Here is a 24478-nt window from a genome sequence, read left to right as displayed (position 1 = left end):
TGCTTATTGTGGGAGAGTAGGTCACCGCCTTTTTTAAGCCCTCATCTTTTGATGGGGGCTTTTTGTTTTTATGGACTCCTATAGAAACAATACCAAACAAAAAACCCGATGAAAACTCATCGGGTTATATTTTTTAGCGAAAGCGAACTAAGAATTACTTCACTTCAACTTTTTCCTTTTCTACCTGACCGTCTTCCATTTTGATTTTAGTCTCTTTACCTGGCTCATCAATTTTTATCTTTTCGATAGAACCATCACTTTCTTTCTGAATTTCAATCTCTCTGTTGTCTTCAGTGATTTCTACTTTGTCTCCGTCTTGGTTAACTTCAACTTTTGCGTCTTTGTCAACTTCAATACCTTCGATTACAGTTGTCTCTTCAGCAGTTTCACCGTCTTTTTTCTCTTCATCTCTACAGCTAACTAATGCAATACTAGCAATAAAAAGAATGCTTAATAATTTTGATAGGTTTTTCATAATAAAATTAATTTTATAATCATTTGTTAGTGTAAATGTATGCGAAACTCTAGGATTACAAAATATTTTAAGATAATTATAAGAGTTTTGTTAATTTTTAAGATTTGCTAAACTCTTTTCTATCGCTTCTATCTTAGCTTGAGCGTCTGCTTCTTTCTGCTTTTCTATGGCAACCACTTGGTCTGGAGCATTATTTACAAAGCGTTCGTTAGATAGTTTTTTCTGTACCGATTTTAAGAAACCTTCTTGGTATTTTAGTTCTTCTGTAAGCTTCGTAATTTCGGCATCCACATCTATGCTTTCGCTGAAAGGAATGTAATATTCTACTGCATTTACCCTAAAGGTAAGACTGTTTTCTTTAGCAGTGTCAATTTTTTCAATCGTAGTAATATTTCCTAATTTTTGAATGATAGCAGCTTGTTTTACATCATTATTCAATACAAAAAGTTCTAATTCTTCTTTAAAGGAGATGTTTTTCTCTTTACGGATTTTTCTCACCGCCGAAACAATCTCTTTGGTTTCTTCAAAATCAGAAAGCAGTTTTTTGTCAATAGTCTTTGTTTCCGGCCACGATGCTATGATTAAAGCTTCATTTGAAGTTCTTTCGGAAATATTTTGCCAAATCTCTTCCGTTAAAAACGGCATAAATGGATGTAAAATCTTTAAGTTTTCTTCAAAAAGATTGATGATTTCCTCATAGGTTTTTCTAGCAATACTTTCGTTGAAATTTGGTTTTGCAGCCTCTAATAACCACGAGCAGAAATCATCCCAAATAAGTTTATATGTCGCCATTAATGCATCTGAAATTCGATATTTTGAGAAATGGTCTTCAATTTCTACCAGTGTTTCTTGAAGTTTATTTCGATACCATTCAATAGCAATTTTTTCATTTTCGCCTTGAGCTTTATCTTCGCTAATATCCCAAGAATTTACTAGTCTGAAGGCATTCCAGATTTTGTTACCGAAATTTTTACCTTGTTGGCAAAGTGCTTCGTCAAACATCAAATCGTTACCAGCAGCACTGCTCAACAACAAGCCTACACGAACACCATCGGCACTGTAATCATCAATTAATTTTAAAGCATCGGGCGAATTTCCGAGCGATTTAGACATTTTGCGTCTTTGTTTATCACGCACTAAACCAGTAAGGTACACGTTTTTAAACGGTCTTTCTCCTGTATATTCATAACCTGCCATAATCATTCTCGCGACCCAGAAAAACAAAATATCAGGTCCGGTAACCAAATCGTTGGTAGGATAGTAGTAGTTAAACTCTTCGTTATCAGGATTATTGATGCCGTCGAAAACACTCATCGGCCAAAGCCAAGAAGAAAACCAAGTGTCTAAAGCATCTTCGTCTTGTCTAAGGTCTTTTTCGCTTAAAGCGGAATTGTTTGTCTTCTCTTGCGCTAACTTTAATGCTTCTTTAATAGTTTCGGCAACTACAAAGTCGTTTTTGCCTTCCGCGTAATAATAGGCTGGAATCCGATGTCCCCACCAAAGCTGACGCGAAATGTTCCAATCACGGATATTATTCATCCAGTGGCTGTAAGTATTTTTAAATTTCTCAGGAAAAAGTTTGATGTCTTCGGTTTCCAAAACCGCTTCAATGGCTGGTTTTGCCAATTGCTCCATTTTTAAAAACCATTGGTCAGACATTTTGGGTTCGATGACGGCTTTTGTTCTTTCTGAAGTTCCAATTTTATTGGTGTGATTTTCAGTTTTTACTAGAAACCCTTTTTCTTCCAATTCTTTTACAAAAAGTTTTCTCGCTTCAAAACGATCTTTTCCTTCATAGTGTAAACCATAACTATTTAAACTCGCATCGTCGTTAAAAATATCAATGACTTCGAGTTGGTGTTTTTCTCCAAGCACTTTATCATTTTCGTCGTGTGCTGGCGTTACTTTTAGACAACCTGTACCAAATTCCATATCTACATATTCGTCTTCGATAATTGGTATGACGCGATTTACCACAGGAATGATAATTTTCTTTCCCTTTAAATGCGTAAAACGTTCGTCATTTGGGTTGATGCAAACGGCAGTGTCACCAAAAATAGTTTCTGGTCGGGTAGTGGCAATCACTACTTTTTCGTCTGAATTTTCGATAGGGTAAGCTATATAATAAAGTAAACCTTGTCTTTCTTCGTAAATCACTTCTTCGTCAGAAAGGGTGGTTTTTGCTTCAGGATCCCAATTGACCATACGGTAACCGCGATAAATCAAACCTTTGTTGTAGAGATCTACAAAAGATTTGATGACCGAACTTGATAACTGTTCATCTAAAGTAAATTTTGTTCTTTCCCAGTCACAAGAAGCACCAAGCTTCTTTAATTGCGATAGAATTACACCGCCATAATTATCAGTCCAATCCCAAGCGTGTTTCATAAAATCTTCCCGTGAGATGGTATTTTTATCGATTCCTTCTGCTTTAAGCTTGGCAACGACTTTAGCTTCGGTAGCAATCGAAGCGTGATCGGTTCCTGGAACCCAACAAGCATTATAGCCCAAAAGTCTTGCTCTTCTTATCAAAACATCTTGTATAGTATTGTTGAGCATATGCCCCATATGCAAAACGCCTGTTACGTTTGGAGGCGGAATCACAATGGTATATGGCTTTTTATCGTTGACTTCCGAATGAAAATAATCATTTTCCATCCAGTAGTTATACCACTTTTCTTCCATTTGTTTTGCATTATAAGATGCTGCAATTGCCATTTTGGTCTAATTTTTGAATTAAGGACTACAAAAGTACTTATATTAAGGGTTTTTTAAAAGAATTATAAAATGATATTACAATAATTTTGTTTAAAAAGAAATAACCTTTAATTTAGTCTAAAAATTATAACATTATGAAAAATTTAATTGCATTTACATTACTATTATTTGTTGGTTTTGCTGCCACAGCACAAGCCAATATGAAATTCGATCAAGAAGTGATCGATTACGGTAATGTGGAGTACAATGCTGACGGCGTAAGGACTTTTGTGGTAACCAACATAGGTAACGAACCGTTAATTATTTCTGACGTAAAATCTACTTGTGGATGTACTGTGCCGGAAAAACCAAAAAATCCGATTGCTCCAGGAGAATCAGCAGAAATTAAGGTGAAGTATAATACCACAAAGGTTGGTTTAATTAGAAAAACCATTACGGTATATGCCAATACAGAAAACTCACCATTTCCGTTAAAGATCAAAGGAAATGTTCAAGCTCAAGATACCAAGAGCGAATTAGAGAAATAAGCTTAAAGCGAAATGATAAAAGCTCCATTTTTATGGGGCTTTTTTTATGGACTAAAATCAAATTGTTTTTAGATTTTTTTGCAACTTTGCCAAAAAATAAAATTATGCCGAAAATATCTGCCAAAGGTTTGGCAATGCCCGAATCACCGATAAGAAAATTAGTTCCGTATGCAGAAGCAGCAACCCAACAAGGAAAAGAGATTTTTTATTTGAATATTGGTCAACCAGACATCAAAACACCACAAGTAGCAATCGATGCGGTAAAAAATGCAACTTTTGATATTTTGGCGTACAGTCATTCGGCTGGATTTGCTTCTTATCGTGAGAAACTGGCAAGGTATTATCAAAATGTAGGTCTAGATGTTCAACCGCAAGATATCATTGTGACCACAGGAGGTTCTGAAGCTTTGCTTTTTGCGATGGGAACCGTTACTGATCCTGGAGACGAAGTAATTATTCCTGAGCCATTTTATGCCAATTATAATGGTTTTGCCACTTCTTCTGGTGTAAAAGTGGTTCCAGTACAAGCAAAGTTCGAAGATAATTTTGCGCTTCCTCCGATTAGTGAGTTTGAAAAATTGATTACTGCTAAAACCAAGGCAATTATCATATGTAACCCAGGAAACCCGACAGGTTATTTATATACTCAAGAAGAGATTGAGCAATTGGCACAATTGGCAAAAAAACACGATTTGTTCTTGCTGGCCGATGAAGTTTACCGTGAGTTTGCTTACGATGGCAATCAACATTTTTCGGTAATGAGCCAAAAAGAAATCGCCAATAATGCCATTATGATCGATTCGGTTTCTAAGCGTTACAGTATGTGTGGAGCAAGAATAGGTTGTATTGTTTCCAAAAATAAAGAAGTAATTGCTACGGCAATGAAATTCGCGCAAGCGAGATTAAGTCCGCCCACACTTGCACAAATTGCAAGTGAAGCTGCTCTCGAAACGCCGCAAAGCTATTTTGACGAAGTGATAGAAGAATATGTTGAGCGAAGAAATATCTTGATTGAGGGTTTAGAGAAAATAGAAGGTGTAAAAGTTGCTCAACCTAACGGTGCTTTTTATTGCATCGTACAATTACCGGTAAAAAATGCCGATAATTTTGCGCAATGGTTGTTAGAAAGCTTCAATAAAGACGGAAAAACCATTATGATTGCTCCGGCTGCAGGTTTTTACTCTACACCTAACACAGGTTTAAACGAAGTGCGAATTGCCTATGTTTTAGAAAAAGAGCATTTGATCACTGCTGTGGAAATTTTGAAAGATGCCTTGCAAGCTTACCAAGAATAGATGGATATTCAGAAAGACTTTTCTTTAAAAAACCATAACACTTTTGGAATTGATGTAAAAGCCAATGCTTTTGTAACAATACAATCGGTGAGCGAATTAGAAAAGGCTTTGCAACAAGTGTATGCCTCAGAAATTTTTGTGCTCGGTGGCGGAAGCAATATTTTGTTGACCGATGATGTTCCTAAAACGGTATTTTACATCAACCTTCTCGGAAAAAAAATAGAAAGCGAAGATGATGGTTTTGTGTATGTAAGAGCCAATGCCGGTGAAAACTGGCATCGTTTTGTGCTCTGGTGCATCAACCAAGATTTTGGAGGTATTGAAAATTTATCACTCATTCCTGGAAATGTAGGTACGAGTCCTATCCAAAATATTGGTGCTTATGGGGTCGAACTCAAAGATGTTTTTGTGAGTTGTGAGGCGATTCATATGCAATCCTTAGAACATAAATCTTTTACACATCAGGATTGCCAATTTGGCTATCGTGATTCTATTTTTAAAAACGAAGCTAAAGGAAAATATATCATCACCAGTGTTTTATTGAAGCTTTCGAAAAAAAATCACCGTATAAAAACCAGTTACGGAGCCATTCAGCAAGAGTTGGAAGCAAAAAATATACAACAACCGACAGTAAAAGATGTTTCTGATGCGGTAATCGCCATTAGAACTGCTAAACTCCCCAATCCAAAAGAATTAGGAAATAGCGGAAGTTTCTTTAAAAACCCAATAGTTGATAAAAATCATTTCGTAGAACTTCAAAAAACTTATGAAAATATACCAAGTTACCCGATTTCTGAGGAGTTTGTAAAAGTGCCTGCGGGTTGGCTTATCGATACCTTAGGCTATAAAGGTTATCGCAATGGTGATGCAGGTGTGCATAAAAACCAAGCTTTGGTGCTGGTGAATTACGGAAATGCTTCTGGCAAAGAAGTCTACCAATTGGCCCAAGAAATCCAACAGAAGGTAAAAGATACTTTTGGGATTACCTTAGAAATGGAAGTCAATATTATTCCATAAAAAAAAAGCTGCTTTTTGCAAAGCAGCTTTCCTTAAATGGTCAATCTAAAACTACAATTATTATTCACGCATCATTACGTTATCTATCGTGTGGATGTAACCATTTGATGCACTAATATTTGCTGTTTCGATGGTTGTTTTAGTTCCTTTGTTATCCCATAAAACAACACTTCCGTTTTCGATAGTTGCACTTACTTCACCATTGTTGGCTGTTACAAAAGTATATTTGTTGTTTTCAGCATTATTGATTAAATCTACCAATTTTTCAGCAGTTAATTCTCCTGGAAAAATATGATAGCTTAAAAGCCCTGTAAGTTTTTCTTTATTTTCTGGCTTCATCCAGCTATCTCTCGTTTCTTGAGGTATTTTATCGAAAGCGGCGTCGGTAGGAGCAAAAATAGTAACTGGTGTGTCAGCTTCTAATTTTGCTACGAGACCTGCTCTTTCAAGTGCTTCAGATACGCTCGATAAGTTGGTGTTAGCACGAGTAACCTCAGCTAAATTCATATCTTCACGATTTCTCTTGGTGTCAACCTCATCAGTTGTATTGTTATCTGTGTCGATGTTGGTTTCATCGGTTACTTCAATCTCTGTTTCTTCGGCTTTTTTGTCATCTTTACATGCTGTAAACATTAAGGTTGAAAAGGCTCCTAGAATAAATAATTTAGTTAATTTCATTTAGTTTAGAATTTTATAATTATTCAGCTAATATACTTGATATTTTGTCCAGCATTTTAATTGAATTGATAAAGTTTAGTTAAAAAGAATTAAATATTATTAAAATAGAACATTGTTTTTCTAGAATGCTAGATTATCGTATTTTTGTGGTATGAAATTATTATTGATATCGGTAGCGTTATTGGCAGTTGCTTTCGCAGGAATTGCCATCAAAATATGGGCAAAAAAAGATGGTAAGTTTGCAGGAACTTGTGCAAGCCAAAATCCTTTTCTTAACAAAGAAGGTGAAGCTTGTGGTTTTTGCGGAAAATTACCCGAAGAAGCAGATTGTAAAAAAGACTCGGTATAATTTTATATGGATATAATTTTACTCGCTGCTTTTGGGTTGGTTTTTGTCATCAATCTTATTTATTACCTTTTCTACCTTAATTTTATTTCAAAAAAGCAAAAAGCTTTTGCGAGTTTGCAGGAAGCTCCACTTTCAGTTATTCTATACCTTAAAAATAACCAAGAGAATTTGCATGAAAGTATTGGTCTTATCTTAGAGCAAGACTATAAAAACTACGAACTTATTATTGTAAACGATTCTTCGATAGACGATTCTATTTTTGAACTGGAAGAGTTAGAAAAGCAACATCCGCAAATAAAACTGGTAGACGTAAAAAGCAATGAGCATTTTTGGGGGAATAAAAAATACGCCCTTACTTTAGGTATCAAAAGAGCGAGTTCACAAAACCTGGTTTTTGTATCGCCTCAGTTTAAGCCAACGAATAAAAACTGGCTAAAAAGTATTTCACTACAAGCAAAAGATAAACAAGTAGAATTAGGCTATTACAAATACCAAGCAAACAAAAGTTTAGGTAATGTTTTTGCTAGATTTTATCATATGAAAGAAATGGTTTTAAGCTTTGCCAATTTAACATCTGGTTTGCCTTATTACGCCAATTTCTATAACAAAAGCTATAAAGCAAGTTTGTATTATGAGCATTCGGGATTTATGAATTTTATGAAAATTCCAGAGGCAGAAAACAATCTTTTTATTCAAGAAATTGCCAACAAAGAAAACACTTTTATCAATTTCGATGCAGATAACTTTGTCGTAGAGAATACTCCGTTCTCTTGGAAAGCATGGTACGAAAATCACAAACAATCTTTAAAAAATAAAAAACTGATTAGTTCTAGTCAGAAAATGGGAATTCGTGTTTTTCCTGTCACAGAATTTTTGTTACTGCCTTTATTTGTGGTGTTGGCGTTTGTCAATTTATTTTTCTTTCAGATGGCAGCAATAGCGATTGTTGTTCGGTTTGTCGTCCAATTCTTTTTTTACAGAAAAACGACTTTAAAACTGCAGGAGCCTTATCTTATATGGCTTTTTCCTGTTCTCAACCAATTTACCAACTTGTTTTACCTTCATACTTTTTTTAACTATCTTAGAAGCAGGCATTAAGGTTGAAAAAATGAATGAAAACGAGTTAGAAAAATTAATAAAATCCGCTAAAAGCGGAAACCAAGTCGCTTATAACGCACTCTTGGAGTATTTCTGGAATGATGTGTATGCTTTTCAACTCAAACGCCTTCAAAATGAGTTTGAAGCCGAAGAAATTACCATTCAGACGTTTAGTAAAGCTTTTGATAAATTACACACTTACAACAGCGAGTATAAGTTTAAAACATGGCTTATTACGATTTCCAAAAACATTCATATAGACACCACAAGAGTAAAAACCTTAGACACAACAAGCGTTCATAAAATGACGACAAAAGCAATTGCAGACGAGAGCTTAGATGCAGAAAACCAATTGATTTTAGAGCAGAATTTACAAAGCTTGTTGCAGCATCTAAAACGTTTGAAACCATCTTATGAGGAAGTTATTCGCTTGCGTTTTTTTAAAGAAATGTCGTATAAAGAAATTGCAGAACAATTAGACGAGCCCCTCAATAATGTAAAAGTAAAACTGTTAAGGGCAAAAAAGCTTCTGGCAGAAAGTATAAAAAGTAGTTCAGAATTGTAAGAAGTGACAAATCGTAAAAAGCTGTGTTTTATCCTTAAGAAATCTGTATCTTTGTCAGACTAAAATTTTTCTATGAGTACCACAACACTAACTCCAGAAAGGGTTCAAAAACCTAAATGGCTTCGTGTAAAATTACCAACCGGAAAAAAATATACCAACCTTAGAGGATTGGTAGATAAATATAAGCTCAACACTATTTGTACTTCGGGTAGTTGCCCAAATATGGGTGAGTGTTGGGGTGAAGGTACAGCTACGTTTATGATTTTAGGTAACGTCTGTACCCGTAGTTGTGGTTTTTGTGGTGTAAAAACCGGAAGACCAGAAACGGTAGAATGGGATGAACCTGAGAAAGTAGCTCGTTCTATCAAAATTATGGACATCAAACACGCGGTCATTACCAGTGTAGATAGAGATGATCTAAAAGATATGGGGTCTATTATTTGGGCTGAAACCGTAAAAGCCATTCGTAGGATGAACCCCAATACGACTTTAGAAACACTTATTCCCGATTTTCAAGGTATTGAAAAGCATATCGATAGAATTCTTGAAGTACATCCAGAGGTGATTTCCCACAATATGGAAACCGTAAAACGACTTACTCGTGAAGTACGTATTCAAGCGAAATACGAAAGAAGTCTAGGTGTTTTAAAATACCTAAAAGAAAACGGAGCTTCAAGGACCAAATCGGGTATTATGCTTGGCTTGGGCGAGACCGAAGCAGAAGTAATCGAAACTTTAGAAGATTTACGAAAAGTAAATTTAGATGTGGTTACTATTGGGCAATATTTACAACCCAGTAAAAAACACTTACCGGTAAAACAATTCATCACACCAGATCAGTTTAAAAAGTACGAAGAAATAGGTAAGGATCTTGGTTTTAGACACGTAGAAAGTGGTGCGTTGGTGCGTTCGTCATACAAAGCTCAAAAGCATATTCATTAACACTTAATGAAAACTCCCACCAAAAAAATTGCGATCAACGGTTTTGGCCGTATTGGTCGAGCTTTGTTCCGTATTTTGCTCGGAAATCCCGAAATAGAAGTGGTTGCGATCAACGATCTTGCCGATGTAAAAACTTTGGCACATTTGCTTAAATACGACAGTGTTCACGGTGTTTTGCCACAGGATATTTTCGCTCAAGACGAATTTTTATACGTCAACGGAAAAAAATATTTTGTTGCTAACGAAAAAAATATCGAGGCTATCAATTGGCAAACCAAAGTCGATATCGTGGTCGAATGTACAGGAAAACACAAAACCAAAGCATTGCTGGAAAAACATCTAAAAGAGGGCGTACAGAAAGTTATTCTTTCAGTTCCTTCGGCAGACGATGCTATAAAAATGCTTGTAATGGGTGTCAATGAACATATACTGAGTGATGATGACGTGATCATTTCCAACGCCAGTTGTACCACCAATAATGCGGCACCTATGCTCCAATTGGTACACGAAAATTTTGAAGTAGAACAAGCTTACATTACTACAATTCACTCGTATACTTCAGACCAAAGCTTGCACGATCAACCGCATCGTGATTTACGAAGAGCGAGAGCAGCGGCACAATCGATTATTCCTACAACAACAGGAGCTGCAAAAGCATTGACCAAAATCTTTCCCGATTTAGAAGATGTGATAGGAGGTTGCGGTATTCGTGTTCCGGTGCCTAATGGTTCGTTGACCGATATGACCTTGAATGTCAAAAAGAAAACCAGTATCGAGGAAATTAATTTGCTTTTTAAAACCGCTTCGCAAGAAACCTATCAAGGAATTATCAATTACACCGAAGACCCTATCGTCTCGGTAGATATTTTGGGAAGTCCTTATTCGTGTACGTTCGATGCACAAATGACTTCGGTTATCGATGGGCATTTGGTGAAGCTCATTGGTTGGTACGATAACGAATATGGTTACAGCAATAGGATTGTAGATTTAATAAAATTGATTAAATTAGGCTAACTTTTAAAATACCTCAATTGAAATTTAGTAACACTTCTTTGTCTTTTACTTCCCTTTGGATTGTTTTTTTTCTCTTTTTTTCTCTTTTAAATAGCAGTCTACAAGCTAAAGTTTTTTATCATTCAACTTTAGTTGTAATAACTAAAGCAGAATCTTTTGGGGGTGAAAATGAAGCTGAAACTACAGAGATTCAAGCAAAAGAAGATGAAATTGCTTCAGTCGAGAAAAAGAAAAATGCTAGTCAATTTGCTTTAGTCTTAAGTTTAATTGTGGTCATCATTTTAGCACTTTTTACGGTGACGCTTTATAAAAATAACCGTATGCGAAAGAGTGCCAACGCTTTATTACTTCAGAAAAATAAAGAACTCATTTCGGCACAAGAAAAAATGCAGGAAGCCAGTAAAATCAAAGAAAATTTTTTCAATACCATTACCCATGAGCTTCGTACACCCATTTATGCCATTACGGGGTCAACCTATTTATTGCTTAAGGAAAAACCAAGAGAGGATCAAAAGGAGCATTTGAATGCTCTAAATTACTCTGGAGAACACTTGCTTTCACTTATCAACAACATATTAGACATCAATAAAATTGCAGCAAACGAAATTGTTATTGTTGAGCGCGAATTCAATTTTCATAAAAGAATCCATAGCCTTTTCAACTCTTTTAAGGAAATGGCAAAGTCCAATAACGTTAGTTTACATTTAGAGTTAGACGAAAATATACCTGAAAGACTTAAGGGCGATATCCTTAAAATATCCCAGGTTTTAATGAATTTGATCTCTAATGCCATTAAATACTCTGATGACCAATCGGTTTGGCTTACTGCAAAATTAGTCGCTGCAAAAGAAGCTGAAGTAGATGTTTATTTTGAAGTAAGAGATACAGGAATTGGAATAGAGAAAAGTAATTTCGAAAAAGTTTTTCAGGACTTTTACCAAGGCGAAAACGAATATAACCAAAAGTACGGCGGAACTGGTTTAGGTTTGGCCATTGTCAAAAGACTTTTAGAAATATTAGGTAGCGAAATTTATTTTGAAAGTGAGTTATTTGAGGGGTCTCGTTTCTATTTCACCATTAACCTTAAAACTGTTGAAAATACAGAAGAAGAAGTTGTACCTCAGAAAAAAACCGCTCCATATTCTGATAAGATTTTAAAAGATAAAAATGTGCTTGTGGTTGAAGATAATAAACTCAACCAGCGAATTACTCAAAAAATCTTAGAGCGCAAAGAAGCCTTGGTAAAAATTGTCGAAAATGGGCAACAAGCAGTTGACATTATGAAAGAACAACGTTTCGATCTGATTTTGATGGACATCCATATGCCTGTAAAAAACGGAATAGAGGCGACACAAGAAATTAGAGAATTCAATAGACAAACACCAATCATTGCCTTAACGGCAGTAACTTTAGAACACAAAGACGAAGAATATTACGACATTGGTTTTGATGCTGTGATTTCAAAACCTTACAACACCGATTTCTTCTACAAAAAGATAACTGATATTATTGCTAATTCAGGTAATCAAGAATAATTTGTTGGAAGTCTTCTTCTCGATTAATTTTTGTAGTGATGGGTAAATAATAAAGCTGATCTTCTGAAAAATGATTTTGTAATCGCATAAAATCTTTTTCGGTAGTGACTATTTTATTGTGTTTTTTTAAACCCTGAATTTCTTTCTCAGAAAAATGGTGGTGGTCCGAAAAAGCCATATGTTCAAAGGTAAAATTTTGTTGTTCCAAAAACTTCACTAAAGGTTTTGGGTTGGCAATTCCAGTGACTAAAGTAAATTTATGTAGCGAAGCAAAGTCTAGCTGCTGCGTTGTGTTCTTAAAAAAATCCGCGTAAGCGATTTGAGAAAAAAACAACTCTTGGTTTGCTTCTAATTTCAGTTTGTTTTTGATGTTGTTCTTCTCACCTTCGTTTAAAGCATCAGGAACTTTGGTCACTACAATAACGTCGGCTCTTTTGGCACCAGATTTTGGTTCGCGTAAATTTCCCGTAGGTAATAAAAAATCATCACAGTACAAACTGTCATAAGCCGTAAGCAAAATTTGAAAACCAGCCGTTACCTGTCGGTGCTGGAAAGCATCGTCTAAAATAATAAGCTCAAGATTGGGAAATTCTTTTTGTAGGTTTTCGATACCAATTTTTCGTTTTTCACAAACGGCTACCGTAATTTCAGGAAACTTGGTTTTAAACTGTAAAGGTTCGTCGCCAACATTTTTGGCTAAATCGTTAGGATTTACGATTCGATAGCCTTTTGTTTTTCTTCCATAACCGCGACTTAAAGTAGCGATTTGTCGTCCTTTTTTTAGAAAATCTACTAAAAATTCGACTATAGGTGATTTTCCTGTTCCGCCGGTAGAAAGGTTCCCAATAGTGATGACGGGCAAATCGTACGAGTAAGATTTTAAAATATTTTGATCGTATAAAAAGTTCCTTATCGCTGTGACGATGCCATAAATGAGCGAAAGCGGAAACAGTAATTTTCGTAAAATTTGCATAAAACGAAGGTATAATTTTTATCTTTAACTTCTAAAAACCAATTACAGGTTTTATATGCTTACTTTAAGCCGTCAGTTCGAGCCTTGCCTGCGGCAGGCAGGTTTTTCCATAGGAAAAAGTATCGAGAACAAGGTTTTAGTGTTAAAATTTTTTAAATCTCGATACAATTTTTCTGAAAAATTCAGAAAAACCAATCGATTTGACAAATTTACATCATAGCAAGTAACATTATTTTAAAAACAAAACTATGCAGATAAAAGAGGTAATCGATACTTTAGAAGAAATGGCACCGCTCGCTTATGCGGAAGATTTTGATAACGTGGGTTTGTTGGTAGGGGATAAAAATGCTGAGATTACAGGTGTTTTAGTCACTTTAGACACTCTCGAAGTTACCATAGACGAAGCTATCGAAAACAATTGTAATCTAATCATTGCTTTTCATCCTATTGTTTTTAGTGGCTTAAAAAAGATAACAGGCAAAACGTATGTAGAGCGAGTAGTACTGAAAGCTATTCAGAATAATATTGCTATTTATTCCATTCATACAGCACTCGACAATTACTTTAGAGGGGTGAATCATCAGATCTGTGAAAAATTAGGTTTGCAGCATAGAAAAGTACTCTTGCCGCAAAAGTCAACTATCAAAAAGTTGACCACTTATGTGCCTATCGAAAATAGCACGCTTGTGAAACAAGCCCTTTTTGAAGCTGGAGCTGGAAGTATCGGGAATTACGAAAATTGTAGTTTTACCGTTGAAGGTATTGGAAGTTTTAAAGGAAACGAAGCGTCTAATCCTGTTATCGGTGAAAAAGGAAAACTACAAGAAGAAAAAGAAATACAACTTAACATCACATTTGCAAAGCATTTAGAACCAAAAATCGTAAAAGCTTTGTTTGAAGCGCATCCCTACGAAGAAGTGGCATACGAAATCACTTCACTCGATAATTACAATCAAAAAATTGGTATCGGAATGATTGGCGAATTAACAGAAGCTATTGATACCCACACTTTTTTACAGCAAGTAAAAAAGACGTTTAAATGCGGAGTGATTCGGCATTCCGCTTTAGTGAAGGAAAAAGTGAAAAAAGTAGCCGTTTTGGGTGGGAGCGGAGCCTTTGCCATCAATCAAGCCATCCGCGAAAGCGCTGATATTTACCTCACATCCGACCTGAAATACCACGACTTCTATAAAGCAGAAGATAAGATTGTTTTGGCAGATATTGGTCACTATGAAAGTGAGCAGTACACAAAAAATCTTTTACATGAGTTTCTTACGAAAAAATTTAGTAGTTTTGCAATCATTTTATCACAAAAAAATACCAATCCGATTCAATACAGTTGATTATGGCAAAAAAAACCGAGGTAACCGTAGAAGACAAATTAAGAGCGTTATTTAATTTACAGCTTATCGATTCTCGCATTGATGAGATTAGAAACGTTAGAGGAGAATTGCCTTTAGAAGTAGAAGATCTTGAAGATGAAGTAGAAGGGTTGACCAACAGATTAGAAAAGTTTAACGCTGATTTAGAAGCGATAGATCAGCATATCAAAGAAAAGCAAATAAAGATTGAGGACGCTAAGGCTTTAATGAAAAAATACAACGAACAACAAAAAAATGTTCGTAACAATAGAGAATTCAATGCGATTACCAAAGAGATAGAGTTTCAAGAGCTTGAGATTGAGTTAGCTGAAAAGCACATCAAAGAGTTTAAAGCTCAAATCGAGCATAAAAAAGAAGTAATTGCAAGTACCGAAGAAAAATTAGAAGAAAGAAAAGGACATTTGGCTCACAAAAAAGGAGAGCTAGATGAAATTTTAAGTGAAACGGAAAAAGAAGAGCAAGCTTTAATAAAAAAATCTGAAGAATACAAAAAAGAGATTGAAGACCGTTTGGTAAATGCCTATACCAGAATTAGAGGAAGTGTAAAAAATGGTTTGGCAGTTGTACCAATAGAAAGAGGAGCTTCAGGTGGTTCTTTCTTTACGATTCCACCACAAGTACAAATGGAAATTGCAAGTAGAAAGAAAATTATTACCGACGAACACAGTGGTAGAATATTGGTAGACCAAGAGTTGGCACAAGAGCAAAAAGAAGCGATGGATAAACTTTTTTCGAAGTTGTAATCCTTCTAATAAAACGATTAAAAACCCTTTCTAAATTTGGAAAGGGTTTTTTTATTAACATAATTTTAGAATTTAAGCCAATAGAAATTGGTAACTTTCTTTAAAATATCATACCATGAAAAAAATATTACTACTACTTCTATGTACCTTGGTTCTTGTCGCTTGTAAAAGTGACAAAACCACTAATGAACTTAACGTTGACGACACCAATAGCAATTATGAAATAGACATGGAAAGCAGCGACGATGATGGAAATTCTATTTTTAATACCGAAGATAATTCTGAAGACACTTCTGATACTAACGAAATGGAAACAGACGAAAATACTTCAGAAGAAAATATACCCATTTTAGGTTTTGAAGGGATGTTTCAGAAAGCAGATGATGCTTATTCTGACTGTGAATGTAACTGTTTGATGATACAGCTCAATACAACAGAGAGAGTTTGTTTAGACAAGGAGAACAACCTTTATATTACGGTGACTTACAAAAAGACAGAAGAACACAAAGCTGCGATGTATTTTGTAAAAGCAGTTGGAAATATGGATGCCTTAAAACCAATTCCTTGGGATAAATTTGATACGGGTAAACCCATTGCAACAGTACATTCGTTGGGAAAACAGCTAAAAGTAGATTGGATAGGTTTTACCCTAAATGGAGAAATAGCTAAAGATTATGATGACTTAGGCAAGAATGTTGCAGATGTTTATGTTTTAAAATAGAAACATGAAACTTTTTTTTGCACTCATCACTTTAGTTTTTTCATTTGGATGTCAAGATGATAAAACCGCTCAAGGCGAAAAGGCAATGGTTTTAAATGCCGACAAGGCAGAAATAGTAACGAACCAAAACTACAAACGAGCTTATTTTGCAGGCGGATGCTTTTGGTGTACCGAAGCCATTTACGAAAGCGTAACTGGTATCAAAGAGAGTATTTCGGGGTATGCTGGCGGTCACACTAAAAATCCGACTTACGAACAAACCAATACAGGCAAAACCGGTCACGCCGAAGCGATAGAAGTCATTTACGACCCAACCGAAATAGATTATGCTACTTTGGTTGATGTGTTTCTGAGTTCGATAGATGTGACCCAAAAAAACGGACAAGGTCCAGACATTGGCTCACAATACCGTTCGATTATCTTTTACCAAACTCCAGAAGAAAAACAAATTGCTGAATTTAAGCTGGATCGATTGGATTTGCTCTATGCAGAACCCATAGCGATAGAAGTAAAAGCCTTTGATAAGTTTTGGGTGGCCGAAGATTATCACCAAGATTACAAAAAACGAAACCCAAATAATGCTTATATTAAAAACGTTTCTAACCCAAGGTTAGAAAAGGTAAAAAAAGAACATCCGGAGTTAATGAAAAAGAAAGATTAACACCCGCAAGCTCCATTTATGGCTTGTTTAGTGATAGAGCCGTCTTTTGTTTTGACAATTAAAATCCCTTCAAAATCCCAAACTTCGTCTATCTGATTGGTTTGCTCGGTTTTGAGCGTGATTTCGTACGCTTCGTTTTCAAATTTTTTATAGGTGAATTTTTTATTGTCTTCGACAACAGGTAATTTTTCAACTTTCCCGTCTATTTTTATATAAGCGGTATCATCATAATTGTCTAAATAAACCCATTTTTGACTTTTAAAATTCTCTTTTGTGGTGCCAAAATAGCAAGAGCAACCTTCCATGTAGTTTCGCCAATCTTCGATCACTTCAAGCACAATTTTATTTTCCTCAGTGATTTCTTGTGGGTGTTCGACAGAAGTGTTGACTTTTAAAGTATCTTTTCTAGGTAAACTTTCTTCTTGTTTTTTATCAGAAAAATTACAGCTTAGCATAAGCATCGTCATTAAGCTTAAAGCGAAATTTTTCATCGAAATTTACTTTATAAAATTAATCGTAAGCGGATAATGGGTGGGTTCACCATTACTCGCTTTGATACCATTGATAATCGGGAAAATCAGGTTCAATAAGGCGATAATTCCCAAGAGAAGAAAACCTACAAGGATCAAAGATAAAATCGCTCCAATAATCGCATAGATAAAAAATGAAATCTGAAAATTGAGCACTTGCTTTCCTTGTTCGTCCATGTGGGCGATTTCGTCTTTTTTTAATAACCAAATGATTAGAGGTGCCACAAAACCACCCACTCCAGAAATAAAATTAAGGAGTTGGCTAAAATGTAAGATGGCTAATAATTGTCGGTCTTCTTTTGGTGTGTGTATCGTTTCCATAAAATAATAAGTTGGTTTACTTATCTAACGAATTACGGCAATTTTTGTTACAAAACATAATTTTTAACCAAAGTAAAAAAGCGTTTTATACCTTTGCAGTATGATTTTAGACGACACCATTGTAGCTTTGGCAACAGCACCCGGAAACGGAGCGATAGCTGTGATAAGAGTTTCTGGACCCCATGCGATCAATTTTACTTCTACGGTTTTTGAAGGAAGGCAAAACATCAAACTCACCGAACAAAAATCGCATACGTTACAATTGGGTTACCTAAAAGATGGCAACAGAATTATCGATGAGTCTTTGGTATCTGTTTTTAGAAGAAAGAAATCCTATACAGGCGAAAATACCGTAGAAATTTCCTGTCACGGAAGTGCTTATATACAGCAGGAAATTATCAATTTGTTGTTGAAACAAGGTTGTCGGGCTGCAAATCCAGGCGAATTTACCCTTCGAGCTTTCCTGAACGGAAAGATGGATTTAAGTCAAGCAGAAGCGGTAGCCGACCTCATTGCCAGTGATAATGCGGCAAGTCATCAGTTGGCGATGCAACAAATGCGTGGCGGTTTTGCTTCCGAAATCAAAAAGTTAAGAGAGGAATTGCTAAATTTTGCTTCGCTCATCGAACTCGAACTTGATTTTGCCGAAGAAGACGTAGAGTTTGCCAATCGGGAAGAGTTTCAGGCATTGATTATAAAAATCAGTAAATTACTTAAAAACCTTATCGATTCGTTTGCGGTAGGAAATGTGATTAAAAACGGAATTCCAGTGGCGATTGTTGGTGAGCCCAATGTGGGAAAATCTACTTTGCTGAACGCTTTACTTAACGAAGAAAGAGCTATTGTAAGTGATATTGCTGGAACAACGAGAGATACCATAGAAGATGAGATTTCGATTGGCGGGGTAGGCTTCCGTTTTATCGATACTGCCGGAATTCGCGAAACCCAAGATGTGATAGAAGGTTTGGGCATCAAAAAAACCTTTGAAAAAATAGAGCAGGCACAAGTGGTTATTCTTTTGCTCAATGCAAAAGAGTTTAAAGTTCCAAGTTCAAAGTTTCAAGTTGAAATTGAAAAGATAAAAAATAAGTACCCACAAAAACCATTAATTGTGGTGCTCAACAAAGTTGATTTGTTAGAAGAACAACAATTGGAGTCTTTCAAACAAATAGAAACCCCATATTTTAAGTTAGAAGCAATTTCTGCTAAACAAAATATAGGTGTTGATAGTTTGAAAAATACGTTGCTATCTTTTGTCAATACGGGTGCTTTAAAAAACAACGACACCATTGTGACCAATTCGCGTCATTACGATGCATTGCTCAAGGCACAAGCCGAAATCAATAAAGTACAAGAAGGAATCGATATGGGCTTGACGGGCGATTTGTTGGCGATAGATATCCGTCAGGCTTTGTATCACTTTGGTGAGATTACAGGCGAAATCACTTCTGATGATTTGCTAGGAAACATCTTTGCTAATTTTTGTATCGGGAAGTAGACTAACGCTATCAAAACACTATATTCTTACATAAAACGCGCTGATTACAAAGGATTTATGGTGAGCTGATAGAGAACTTTGTTTACCCTTATTTATCATTTTTATGTTACTAATTGTGATACTAAGTTTTTAAAACGGATAATTTTTATGAATTTTATGATACTCTAATACGGAAACTCTTATAAACAGTAGAAAGTTACTTTCTTTTTCGTTTTATCAGTATCTGTAAAGGTTTTCAAAGGAGTAACACAAACAAAATTTGTAAAATGAGCCATTTAACAATCAAACGAAAATGTACAGAATGTAACAAAGATTTTATTGCAAAAAGTAGTAAAGGAATCTATTGTTCTAAAAAATGTTTTAAGAAAAAATGGAGGCTACAACAAAAACAAAACTCAGTTGTTCTCACAAAGGAAAAACCAATTATTACCAAAGAGTATTTACAAAATAAACACTATTTGTCTGTTAAAGAATCAGTTATTTTCTTTGAAATTTCAGAAAATATTTTGAGAAGAAAAATCAAAGAAAATAGACTTAATTACATTTGTCTAAAAAAAAGATTTTTGTTTTTAAAGTCTGATTTAATTAAAATTTTATGAGAAAACTTATTAAAAATAAAACACCTCACTAAACTTTAAAAGAGGTGTTCTGGAATACTGCTTTATATGTTCAAGTGAGATATCGATCTTCTACATAATATTTTACAATACATGACAGCAAATAAAATCAGCTTTAAATATTTTTGTTCTAAAGAGTTTGAGGTTGTCTGTATTCTCTAATTAAGGAGTTCAAAAAATCATTTATTGCTAAATTATTTTCTTTGCAGCATTTAGCTGTTTCTTCACACACCCAATGAAGGTATTTATTTAAATTCTCTAAATTTACAACAGGTGTTTCTGTAAATTCTTGGTAGAACCAATCTCTTGATAGTTCTGTTTCATCATCTTTTGGGTATCCTATCATATCAAGTATTACCCCCAAATTATCTACATAAATTTCCTCCACTTTGTCTTCATCTTCTTCAAATCTAAAATCTATATATACTCTGCTTAATAGATATTCTTGACGTAATTGTTGGTAAAGTAGGTTCACAAAATGTTCTTTCATAATCATTAAATTTTTAAATTGATATTTATTTTTAATAATACAAAAATAAAACTAAGCTGCTCTTATTTCAAGAAAGATGACTTACAATCTTTTATGGTCAATTTGTTTTTTAAAAAAGTTTTACTATATTAAAAATAGAATTATTTGATTTTCTTCAAAATTTGTAGTGTGTTATATTAATCTTCTTCAAAAAAATATAAAAAATCATATTACGGGTTTATAAAGATTATTTTTTATTAAATGATTAATTTATCGATAGAATATAGAAAATGTGTACAACAAAGTAAAAATGATGTTCTGAGGCATTTATTTTGTTTTTATTGAGTAAATGTTTTTTTGATTGACTATGAGTTTTAAAATAAAAATTACTATAAGTTAAGTTATTCAAAAGGAAATAATACACTTCTATGACTTCTCTTTTGAATAAAACAATTAAAAAACAGAAAATAGGAAAACGTAGTTTTCCCTAATATATTTTTTAGTTCTTTTTTTATAAAAAAGGACATAGTACTTTAGTTATATTTAAGTTATTAATTGTATTAATTAATTATATAATTAATTATAAGTACCGTTTTTGAGATAATGAAGTTTAGTAAATTGTAAGATTGAAGTTTGTTATTTTCAATTTTAAAGTTTAGTAATTTAGATAAATGAAGTTTAGTTTTTTGTATTTTTGTGTAGCACACCTTTGATTTATACTTTATAATGAAAAAACGAAATAAACTGAAGTTCACAGAATTTTTACAACAAAACGGAAACGATGTTGAAAATATAGAAAATCAATATTGGGAAACTACACAAAGAGGAGAATTCTTTATGATTGAGATACCCTCACAAATATTGGAGTTAGAAATCACCAACAATGAAAAAATCATATTAGGACTGATTTATAAATTGAACCATATAGGTGGAGCAGTTTCGATGAGTAACAAACGTATAGCTAAATATTTATCTTTGAGTGAGAATACAGTATCAAAAACGCTAAAGAGTTTATTATATCTCACATTTATAGAGAAGCAAACCAAAGGATATATTTTGAGCGAAGAAGTACTTGAAGCAATTGATTCTTCAAATGAGAGAGCTATAATTATTCCTTTTGAAGTTTTCCATAGCGACTTACCGAGCGGAGCTAAATTGTTATGGGGAGAGTATAATTCATTGAGTAAAGGAGAAAGAGTATATTTTGCAAGTAGAAAATATATAACTGAAAGATTACGTATTAGCCCCAGCAGTATCAGTAATTATACTACATTACTATATGACAATCAGTTTTTAGAGAAGAATGAACTTTTCTCAGGTTATAAGTTTAAAAAAAGAGTAGTAATCACTAAAAAATTTGATAGAAAACCAATAGAGAAAAAAGGTAAAGAATAATACTGCATATTATCTTTTTGAAATTATCATTGTATTACACTATTACTAAATGATAACATCATCTGATGTTATTAACGGTTTCTGTTCTTTAAATATAGGTTATCTCAAAATAATTGATTTATCATATCATAAGCTATGTGTTCAGTGATGTTATATTTTATTTCAGAATGTAATTTTTGAAATAAGAAAAGTAACATTAGGTTTACTCATAAGGCTTTCTGTTGTCTTGTGTTAATAATTAGGGTGAATGTTACACTATGATTAGTAACCAAAAGAAGAAGCAATGAAAATCTACCTAATGACAAGAAAAGGAAAGACTTCTAAAAAAAGTTTGGAAAAAGGAAAACCACAAATGAACAGCCTTTATCTTACTTACCACGATAAAGACACAAAGAAAAGACATTATGAGTTTTTGAAATTATATCTATATGATAAGCCAAAAAATTTCATAGAAAAAGAACATAATAAAGAAACCGAATTATTAGCAGAAGCAATAAGAGCACAAAGGGTTTTAAATTTCCAAAGTAAAAAGCACGGTTTTATAAGTTCCGTAAATGGTAAAATTGGTTTTTTAGAGTATTTTAAAAGATTGGTTGACAAGAAAAGTGAAAGTGCCGGAACTTGGGGAAATTGGTTGAGTACTTATAAGCATTTACATAAATTTTGTAACGGAAAAGATATACAAATCTCAAAAGTTGATGATTTGTTTTTAGAGAATTTTAAAATTTACCTTTTGACTTCTAAAATATCCTCACACGGAGGGAAGTTATCTCAAAACTCTGCGTTATCTTATTTTAATAAAGTAAGAGCTGCATTAAGAGAAGCATACCATAATAAATTGATAGCTGAAAACCCTGTAAATAGAGTTAAAGGAATAAAAGAAAAAGAAACAGATCGAAAGTATTTAACAATTGAAGAACTCCGAAAATTAGTAAAAACAGAATGTGATTATCCAATAATGAAAGATGCTTTTTTGTTTAGTGCTATGACAGGATTAAGGTTTTCAGATATAAAGGCGTTAAAGTGGAAAAATATTTCATATGACTCCAAAAATGGTTATATGTTGAAGTTTAAACAACAAAAAACAAAAGGAATAGAATATCTTCCTATAAGTGAACAAGCAGTAAAGATTTTGGGAGAACGAAAAGATGATGAAGACCTTGCTTTTGAAAACTTAATATATAGTGCCTATCATAACAAAATATTAAGAAAATGGGTTGAGAGCGCTGGAGTTGAAAAGTATATCACATTTCATTGTGCAAGACATACATTTGCTACACTACAATTAACAATGGATACAGACATTTATACAGTGAGTAAACTATTAGGACATCGTCATTTAAAAACTACCGAAATATACGCAAAAGTTATTGATAAGAAAAAGATAGATGCAGTAGCTAATATGCCCATTTTGGGTCTATAAAAAATTTTAGAATAGTTGAATTGTCTTATTTCATAACTATGTTGAATTATGAGATGTAATCGTAAAATCGTAGAATCGAACTCAATGGTTATCATTTTAAAATTTAGCAATTATGAACAAACAAAATTTGTCATTAGAAGAAACTATAAACATTATAAAATTAAGAGGTTTTGCAAATACATTTGAGGCATCCATTTATTTAAGTTTAAGTATTCATTATGTAAGAAGATTAGCAAGAGAAAAAGAATTACCCTCCTACAAACCAAAAGGAAAATGTATATATTTTAAAGTAGAAGATTTAGAAAATTATCTTTTGAGTAATAATCGTATTTCCAACAAAAATATAATGGAGAAAACCGTTAAATATTTGTCCTACAATTAGCGAGGTTAAAGTGGTCCTTTAAAGTATTAATTATTTAAATGTTGAAAAATTCTATTGTTCAGAAAGATTAACTTGGAGTTTCTAAAATATATTTTTTCTTAAAAGCAAGTAATAACAAATTATTTGCAGAGTAAGTGTAAAGTAGGTATTTTCGTAATTAAATAAATATATAATTATAAGGTAAAAGGAATAACATAACATATTTAAGATTGCATTTTAGCAAACTTATTTTCTGCCTTTGAAAAGTCGAAAATTCTAAAGTAGTACAGAAAAAGTTTAGCAAAATGCTCAAGCGGAAAGGGCTTGGGCGTTGCTTTACTTTGTACTACAGGGCTTCGACTCCCTCAAAGGCAGGTAAGGATGTACGTTCCGAGCCTGTTTTTTTATTAAAAAATTTTAAATATGAAAATTAAACTTTTAATCTTTTGCGTAGCTATTTGTCTATTGAGTTGTGAAAACTCTAATAAAAACGATAAAAAGGAGTCTATCCCTTTTAAAATTACAGACACAATAAAAAGTCATTTTGAATATACTTCGGATAAACATCTCAAGTATTATTTTAAAGGAATTTCTATAAATGATTCAGAAGTATTTTTTGAGAAAGTCCATGTTTCTATAGACATTGAATTTTTGATGACAAATGGTAAAAGAATTGTTGAAGATGATTACCTGAGTGTCAGAATATTCGGTGCAAGCTTTGGTAGTAATTTAAAAGGCTGGAAACCTCAAGAAAAAAGAGAAATACCAGAAGAAAATAGTTTAATGGGTTTAAAAGAATTAACCTCTGATTTTATCCCAGAAACAATGAATGAATATCCTATTGATAAAGTTATAGCAGTTTATACTTTTGATACAGAAGATTTAATGAATGATAATAAACAGAAATCTTATAAATTAGAAATAAATGTTACAGAACAGTGGGATAAATTGTTCAATCCAAAAAACTCTAAAAATTAATATCTTAGAATTTTGATTTAAGAGAGTGTAAATATAAAACTGAATCAATTACAATAAAAGAGATAAAAACTCTATAAAATAAAGTGTTTATTACAAAAGAAATCACTTAATTGAATTAGTTTTTTGATTAATTTTTAACTTCTAACAACATATAGTATCCTCATTTTATATGAGGATTTTTTTATGTTACTTT

26 protein-coding genes are annotated in these 24478 nt (G+C 33.5%); 19 read left to right on the top strand and 7 right to left on the bottom strand.

All coding sequences use genetic code 11. The annotated features are described in order from the left end of the window. Nucleotides 1–154 precede the first annotated feature (154 nt). Entirely contained in the window at nt 155–475 is a 321-nt protein-coding gene (locus DNG35_RS11040) for a hypothetical protein (RefSeq protein WP_111129139.1), read from the bottom strand. Nucleotides 476–565: 90 nt separating this feature from the next. Next, nucleotides 566–3193, bottom strand: coding sequence for a valine--tRNA ligase (locus tag DNG35_RS11035; protein WP_111129137.1), 2628 nt, complete (start codon nt 3191–3193; stop codon nt 566–568). A gap of 134 nt (nt 3194–3327) precedes the next feature. Between DNG35_RS11035 and DNG35_RS11030 the strand changes: the two genes are divergently transcribed. From DNG35_RS11030 to murB, 3 genes are all read left to right on the top strand, one after another. Continuing rightward, the gene (locus DNG35_RS11030) at nt 3328–3720 is read left to right on the top strand and encodes a DUF1573 domain-containing protein (RefSeq protein ID WP_111129135.1); all 393 of its coding nucleotides are present in this window, start codon (nt 3328–3330) and stop codon (nt 3718–3720) included. 104 nt (nt 3721–3824) lie between these two features. After that, complete coding sequence (locus tag DNG35_RS11025) at nt 3825–5015, top strand: pyridoxal phosphate-dependent aminotransferase (protein ID WP_111129141.1); 1191 nt, start codon at nt 3825–3827, stop codon at nt 5013–5015. Further along, nucleotides 5016–6032 (top strand): UDP-N-acetylmuramate dehydrogenase, encoded by a 1017-nt coding sequence (murB, locus tag DNG35_RS11020; RefSeq protein WP_111129133.1) that lies wholly within the window; start codon nt 5016–5018, stop codon nt 6030–6032. A 60-nt stretch (nt 6033–6092) separates the two neighbouring features. Here murB and DNG35_RS11015 read toward each other — a convergent pair whose 3' ends face one another. Further along, a complete protein-coding gene (locus tag DNG35_RS11015; protein ID WP_111129131.1) occupies nt 6093–6710 on the bottom strand; it encodes a fasciclin domain-containing protein in 618 nt (205 codons plus the stop codon). 151 nt (nt 6711–6861) lie between these two features. On the opposite strand from DNG35_RS11015, the gene DNG35_RS11010 reads away from it, so the two are divergent. The 6 genes from DNG35_RS11010 (at nt 6862) to DNG35_RS10985 (ending at nt 12213) form a co-directional block, all read left to right on the top strand. Next, nucleotides 6862–7059, top strand: a complete 198-nt coding sequence (locus DNG35_RS11010) for a membrane or secreted protein (protein WP_111129128.1) — start codon at nt 6862–6864, stop codon at nt 7057–7059. 6 nt (nt 7060–7065) lie between these two features. Beyond that, nucleotides 7066–8157, top strand: coding sequence for a glycosyltransferase (locus tag DNG35_RS11005; protein ID WP_111129126.1), 1092 nt, complete (start codon nt 7066–7068; stop codon nt 8155–8157). Nucleotides 8158–8167: 10 nt separating this feature from the next. Further along, nucleotides 8168–8722 carry an RNA polymerase sigma factor gene (locus DNG35_RS11000; protein WP_111129124.1) on the top strand — a complete coding sequence of 185 codons (555 nt, stop codon included), beginning with the start codon at nt 8168–8170 and terminating at the stop codon, nt 8720–8722. A 72-nt stretch (nt 8723–8794) separates the two neighbouring features. Beyond that, the gene (gene lipA / locus DNG35_RS10995; protein ID WP_111129122.1) at nt 8795–9664 is read left to right on the top strand and encodes a lipoyl synthase; all 870 of its coding nucleotides are present in this window, start codon (nt 8795–8797) and stop codon (nt 9662–9664) included. Nucleotides 9665–9670: 6 nt separating this feature from the next. Continuing rightward, nucleotides 9671–10678 (top strand): type I glyceraldehyde-3-phosphate dehydrogenase, encoded by a 1008-nt coding sequence (gene gap / locus DNG35_RS10990; RefSeq protein ID WP_111129120.1) that lies wholly within the window; start codon nt 9671–9673, stop codon nt 10676–10678. A gap of 17 nt (nt 10679–10695) precedes the next feature. After that, entirely contained in the window at nt 10696–12213 is a 1518-nt protein-coding gene (locus tag DNG35_RS10985) for a response regulator (protein ID WP_146228873.1), read from the top strand. Here the strand turns inward: DNG35_RS10985 and lpxK are convergent. After that, nucleotides 12191–13186, bottom strand: coding sequence for a tetraacyldisaccharide 4'-kinase (lpxK, locus tag DNG35_RS10980; protein ID WP_111129117.1), 996 nt, complete (start codon nt 13184–13186; stop codon nt 12191–12193). The genes DNG35_RS10985 and lpxK overlap by 23 nt on opposite strands. A gap of 248 nt (nt 13187–13434) precedes the next feature. Here lpxK and DNG35_RS10975 point away from each other — a divergent pair, with 248 nt between their 5' ends. The 4 genes from DNG35_RS10975 to msrA all read left to right on the top strand — a co-directional run bounded on the left by DNG35_RS10975 (nt 13435) and on the right by msrA (nt 16693). Next, on the top strand, nt 13435–14529 hold the full coding sequence (locus tag DNG35_RS10975; protein WP_111129114.1) for a Nif3-like dinuclear metal center hexameric protein: 1095 nt from the start codon (nt 13435–13437) through the stop codon (nt 14527–14529). A 2-nt stretch (nt 14530–14531) separates the two neighbouring features. Continuing rightward, nucleotides 14532–15311, top strand: coding sequence for a zinc ribbon domain-containing protein (locus DNG35_RS10970; protein WP_111129112.1), 780 nt, complete (start codon nt 14532–14534; stop codon nt 15309–15311). A 115-nt stretch (nt 15312–15426) separates the two neighbouring features. After that, nucleotides 15427–16032 (top strand): hypothetical protein, encoded by a 606-nt coding sequence (locus DNG35_RS10965; RefSeq protein ID WP_111129110.1) that lies wholly within the window; start codon nt 15427–15429, stop codon nt 16030–16032. 4 nt (nt 16033–16036) lie between these two features. Continuing rightward, the gene (gene msrA / locus DNG35_RS10960; protein WP_111129108.1) at nt 16037–16693 is read left to right on the top strand and encodes a peptide-methionine (S)-S-oxide reductase MsrA; all 657 of its coding nucleotides are present in this window, start codon (nt 16037–16039) and stop codon (nt 16691–16693) included. Here msrA and DNG35_RS10955 read toward each other — a convergent pair. Both DNG35_RS10955 and DNG35_RS10950 read right to left on the bottom strand, forming a co-directional pair. Continuing rightward, nucleotides 16690–17184, bottom strand: coding sequence for a hypothetical protein (locus tag DNG35_RS10955; RefSeq protein WP_111129106.1), 495 nt, complete (start codon nt 17182–17184; stop codon nt 16690–16692). The two genes, msrA and DNG35_RS10955, sit on opposite strands and share 4 nt — an antisense overlap. Nucleotides 17185–17190: 6 nt before the next feature. Further along, nucleotides 17191–17544, bottom strand: coding sequence for a DUF4870 domain-containing protein (locus DNG35_RS10950; protein WP_111129104.1), 354 nt, complete (start codon nt 17542–17544; stop codon nt 17191–17193). Nucleotides 17545–17644: 100 nt separating this feature from the next. Here DNG35_RS10950 and mnmE point away from each other — a divergent pair, with 100 nt between their 5' ends. After that, nucleotides 17645–19042 carry a tRNA uridine-5-carboxymethylaminomethyl(34) synthesis GTPase MnmE gene (gene mnmE / locus DNG35_RS10945; protein ID WP_111129102.1) on the top strand — a complete coding sequence of 466 codons (1398 nt, stop codon included), beginning with the start codon at nt 17645–17647 and terminating at the stop codon, nt 19040–19042. Nucleotides 19043–19308: 266 nt separating this feature from the next. After that, nucleotides 19309–19641: a hypothetical protein gene (locus DNG35_RS10940; protein ID WP_111129100.1), complete on the top strand. Its 333-nt coding sequence runs from the start codon at nt 19309–19311 to the stop codon at nt 19639–19641. 148 nt (nt 19642–19789) lie between these two features. Here DNG35_RS10940 and DNG35_RS10935 read toward each other — a convergent pair whose 3' ends face one another. Further along, complete coding sequence (locus tag DNG35_RS10935; protein WP_146228872.1) at nt 19790–20149, bottom strand: hypothetical protein; 360 nt, start codon at nt 20147–20149, stop codon at nt 19790–19792. A 705-nt stretch (nt 20150–20854) separates the two neighbouring features. Here DNG35_RS10935 and DNG35_RS10930 point away from each other — a divergent pair. The 4 genes from DNG35_RS10930 to DNG35_RS10915 all read left to right on the top strand — a co-directional run bounded on the left by DNG35_RS10930 (nt 20855) and on the right by DNG35_RS10915 (nt 24285). Next, complete coding sequence (locus DNG35_RS10930) at nt 20855–21523, top strand: replication/maintenance protein RepL (protein WP_111129096.1); 669 nt, start codon at nt 20855–20857, stop codon at nt 21521–21523. 298 nt (nt 21524–21821) lie between these two features. Then, the gene (locus DNG35_RS10925) at nt 21822–22946 is read left to right on the top strand and encodes a site-specific integrase (RefSeq protein ID WP_233494485.1); all 1125 of its coding nucleotides are present in this window, start codon (nt 21822–21824) and stop codon (nt 22944–22946) included. 112 nt (nt 22947–23058) lie between these two features. Next, a complete protein-coding gene (locus tag DNG35_RS10920) occupies nt 23059–23328 on the top strand; it encodes a helix-turn-helix domain-containing protein (protein ID WP_111129092.1) in 270 nt (89 codons plus the stop codon). A gap of 402 nt (nt 23329–23730) precedes the next feature. Further along, a complete protein-coding gene (locus DNG35_RS10915) occupies nt 23731–24285 on the top strand; it encodes a hypothetical protein (RefSeq protein ID WP_111129089.1) in 555 nt (184 codons plus the stop codon). The last annotated feature ends 193 nt before the right edge of the window (nt 24286–24478 follow it).

Source organism: Mesonia sp. K7, from assembly GCF_003233725.1.
In the GTDB taxonomy this organism is placed as follows: Bacteria; Bacteroidota; Bacteroidia; order Flavobacteriales; family Flavobacteriaceae; genus Mesonia.
The sequence above is the reverse complement of the archived record's forward strand: the minus strand, read 5'-3'. Positions and strand labels throughout refer to the sequence as shown.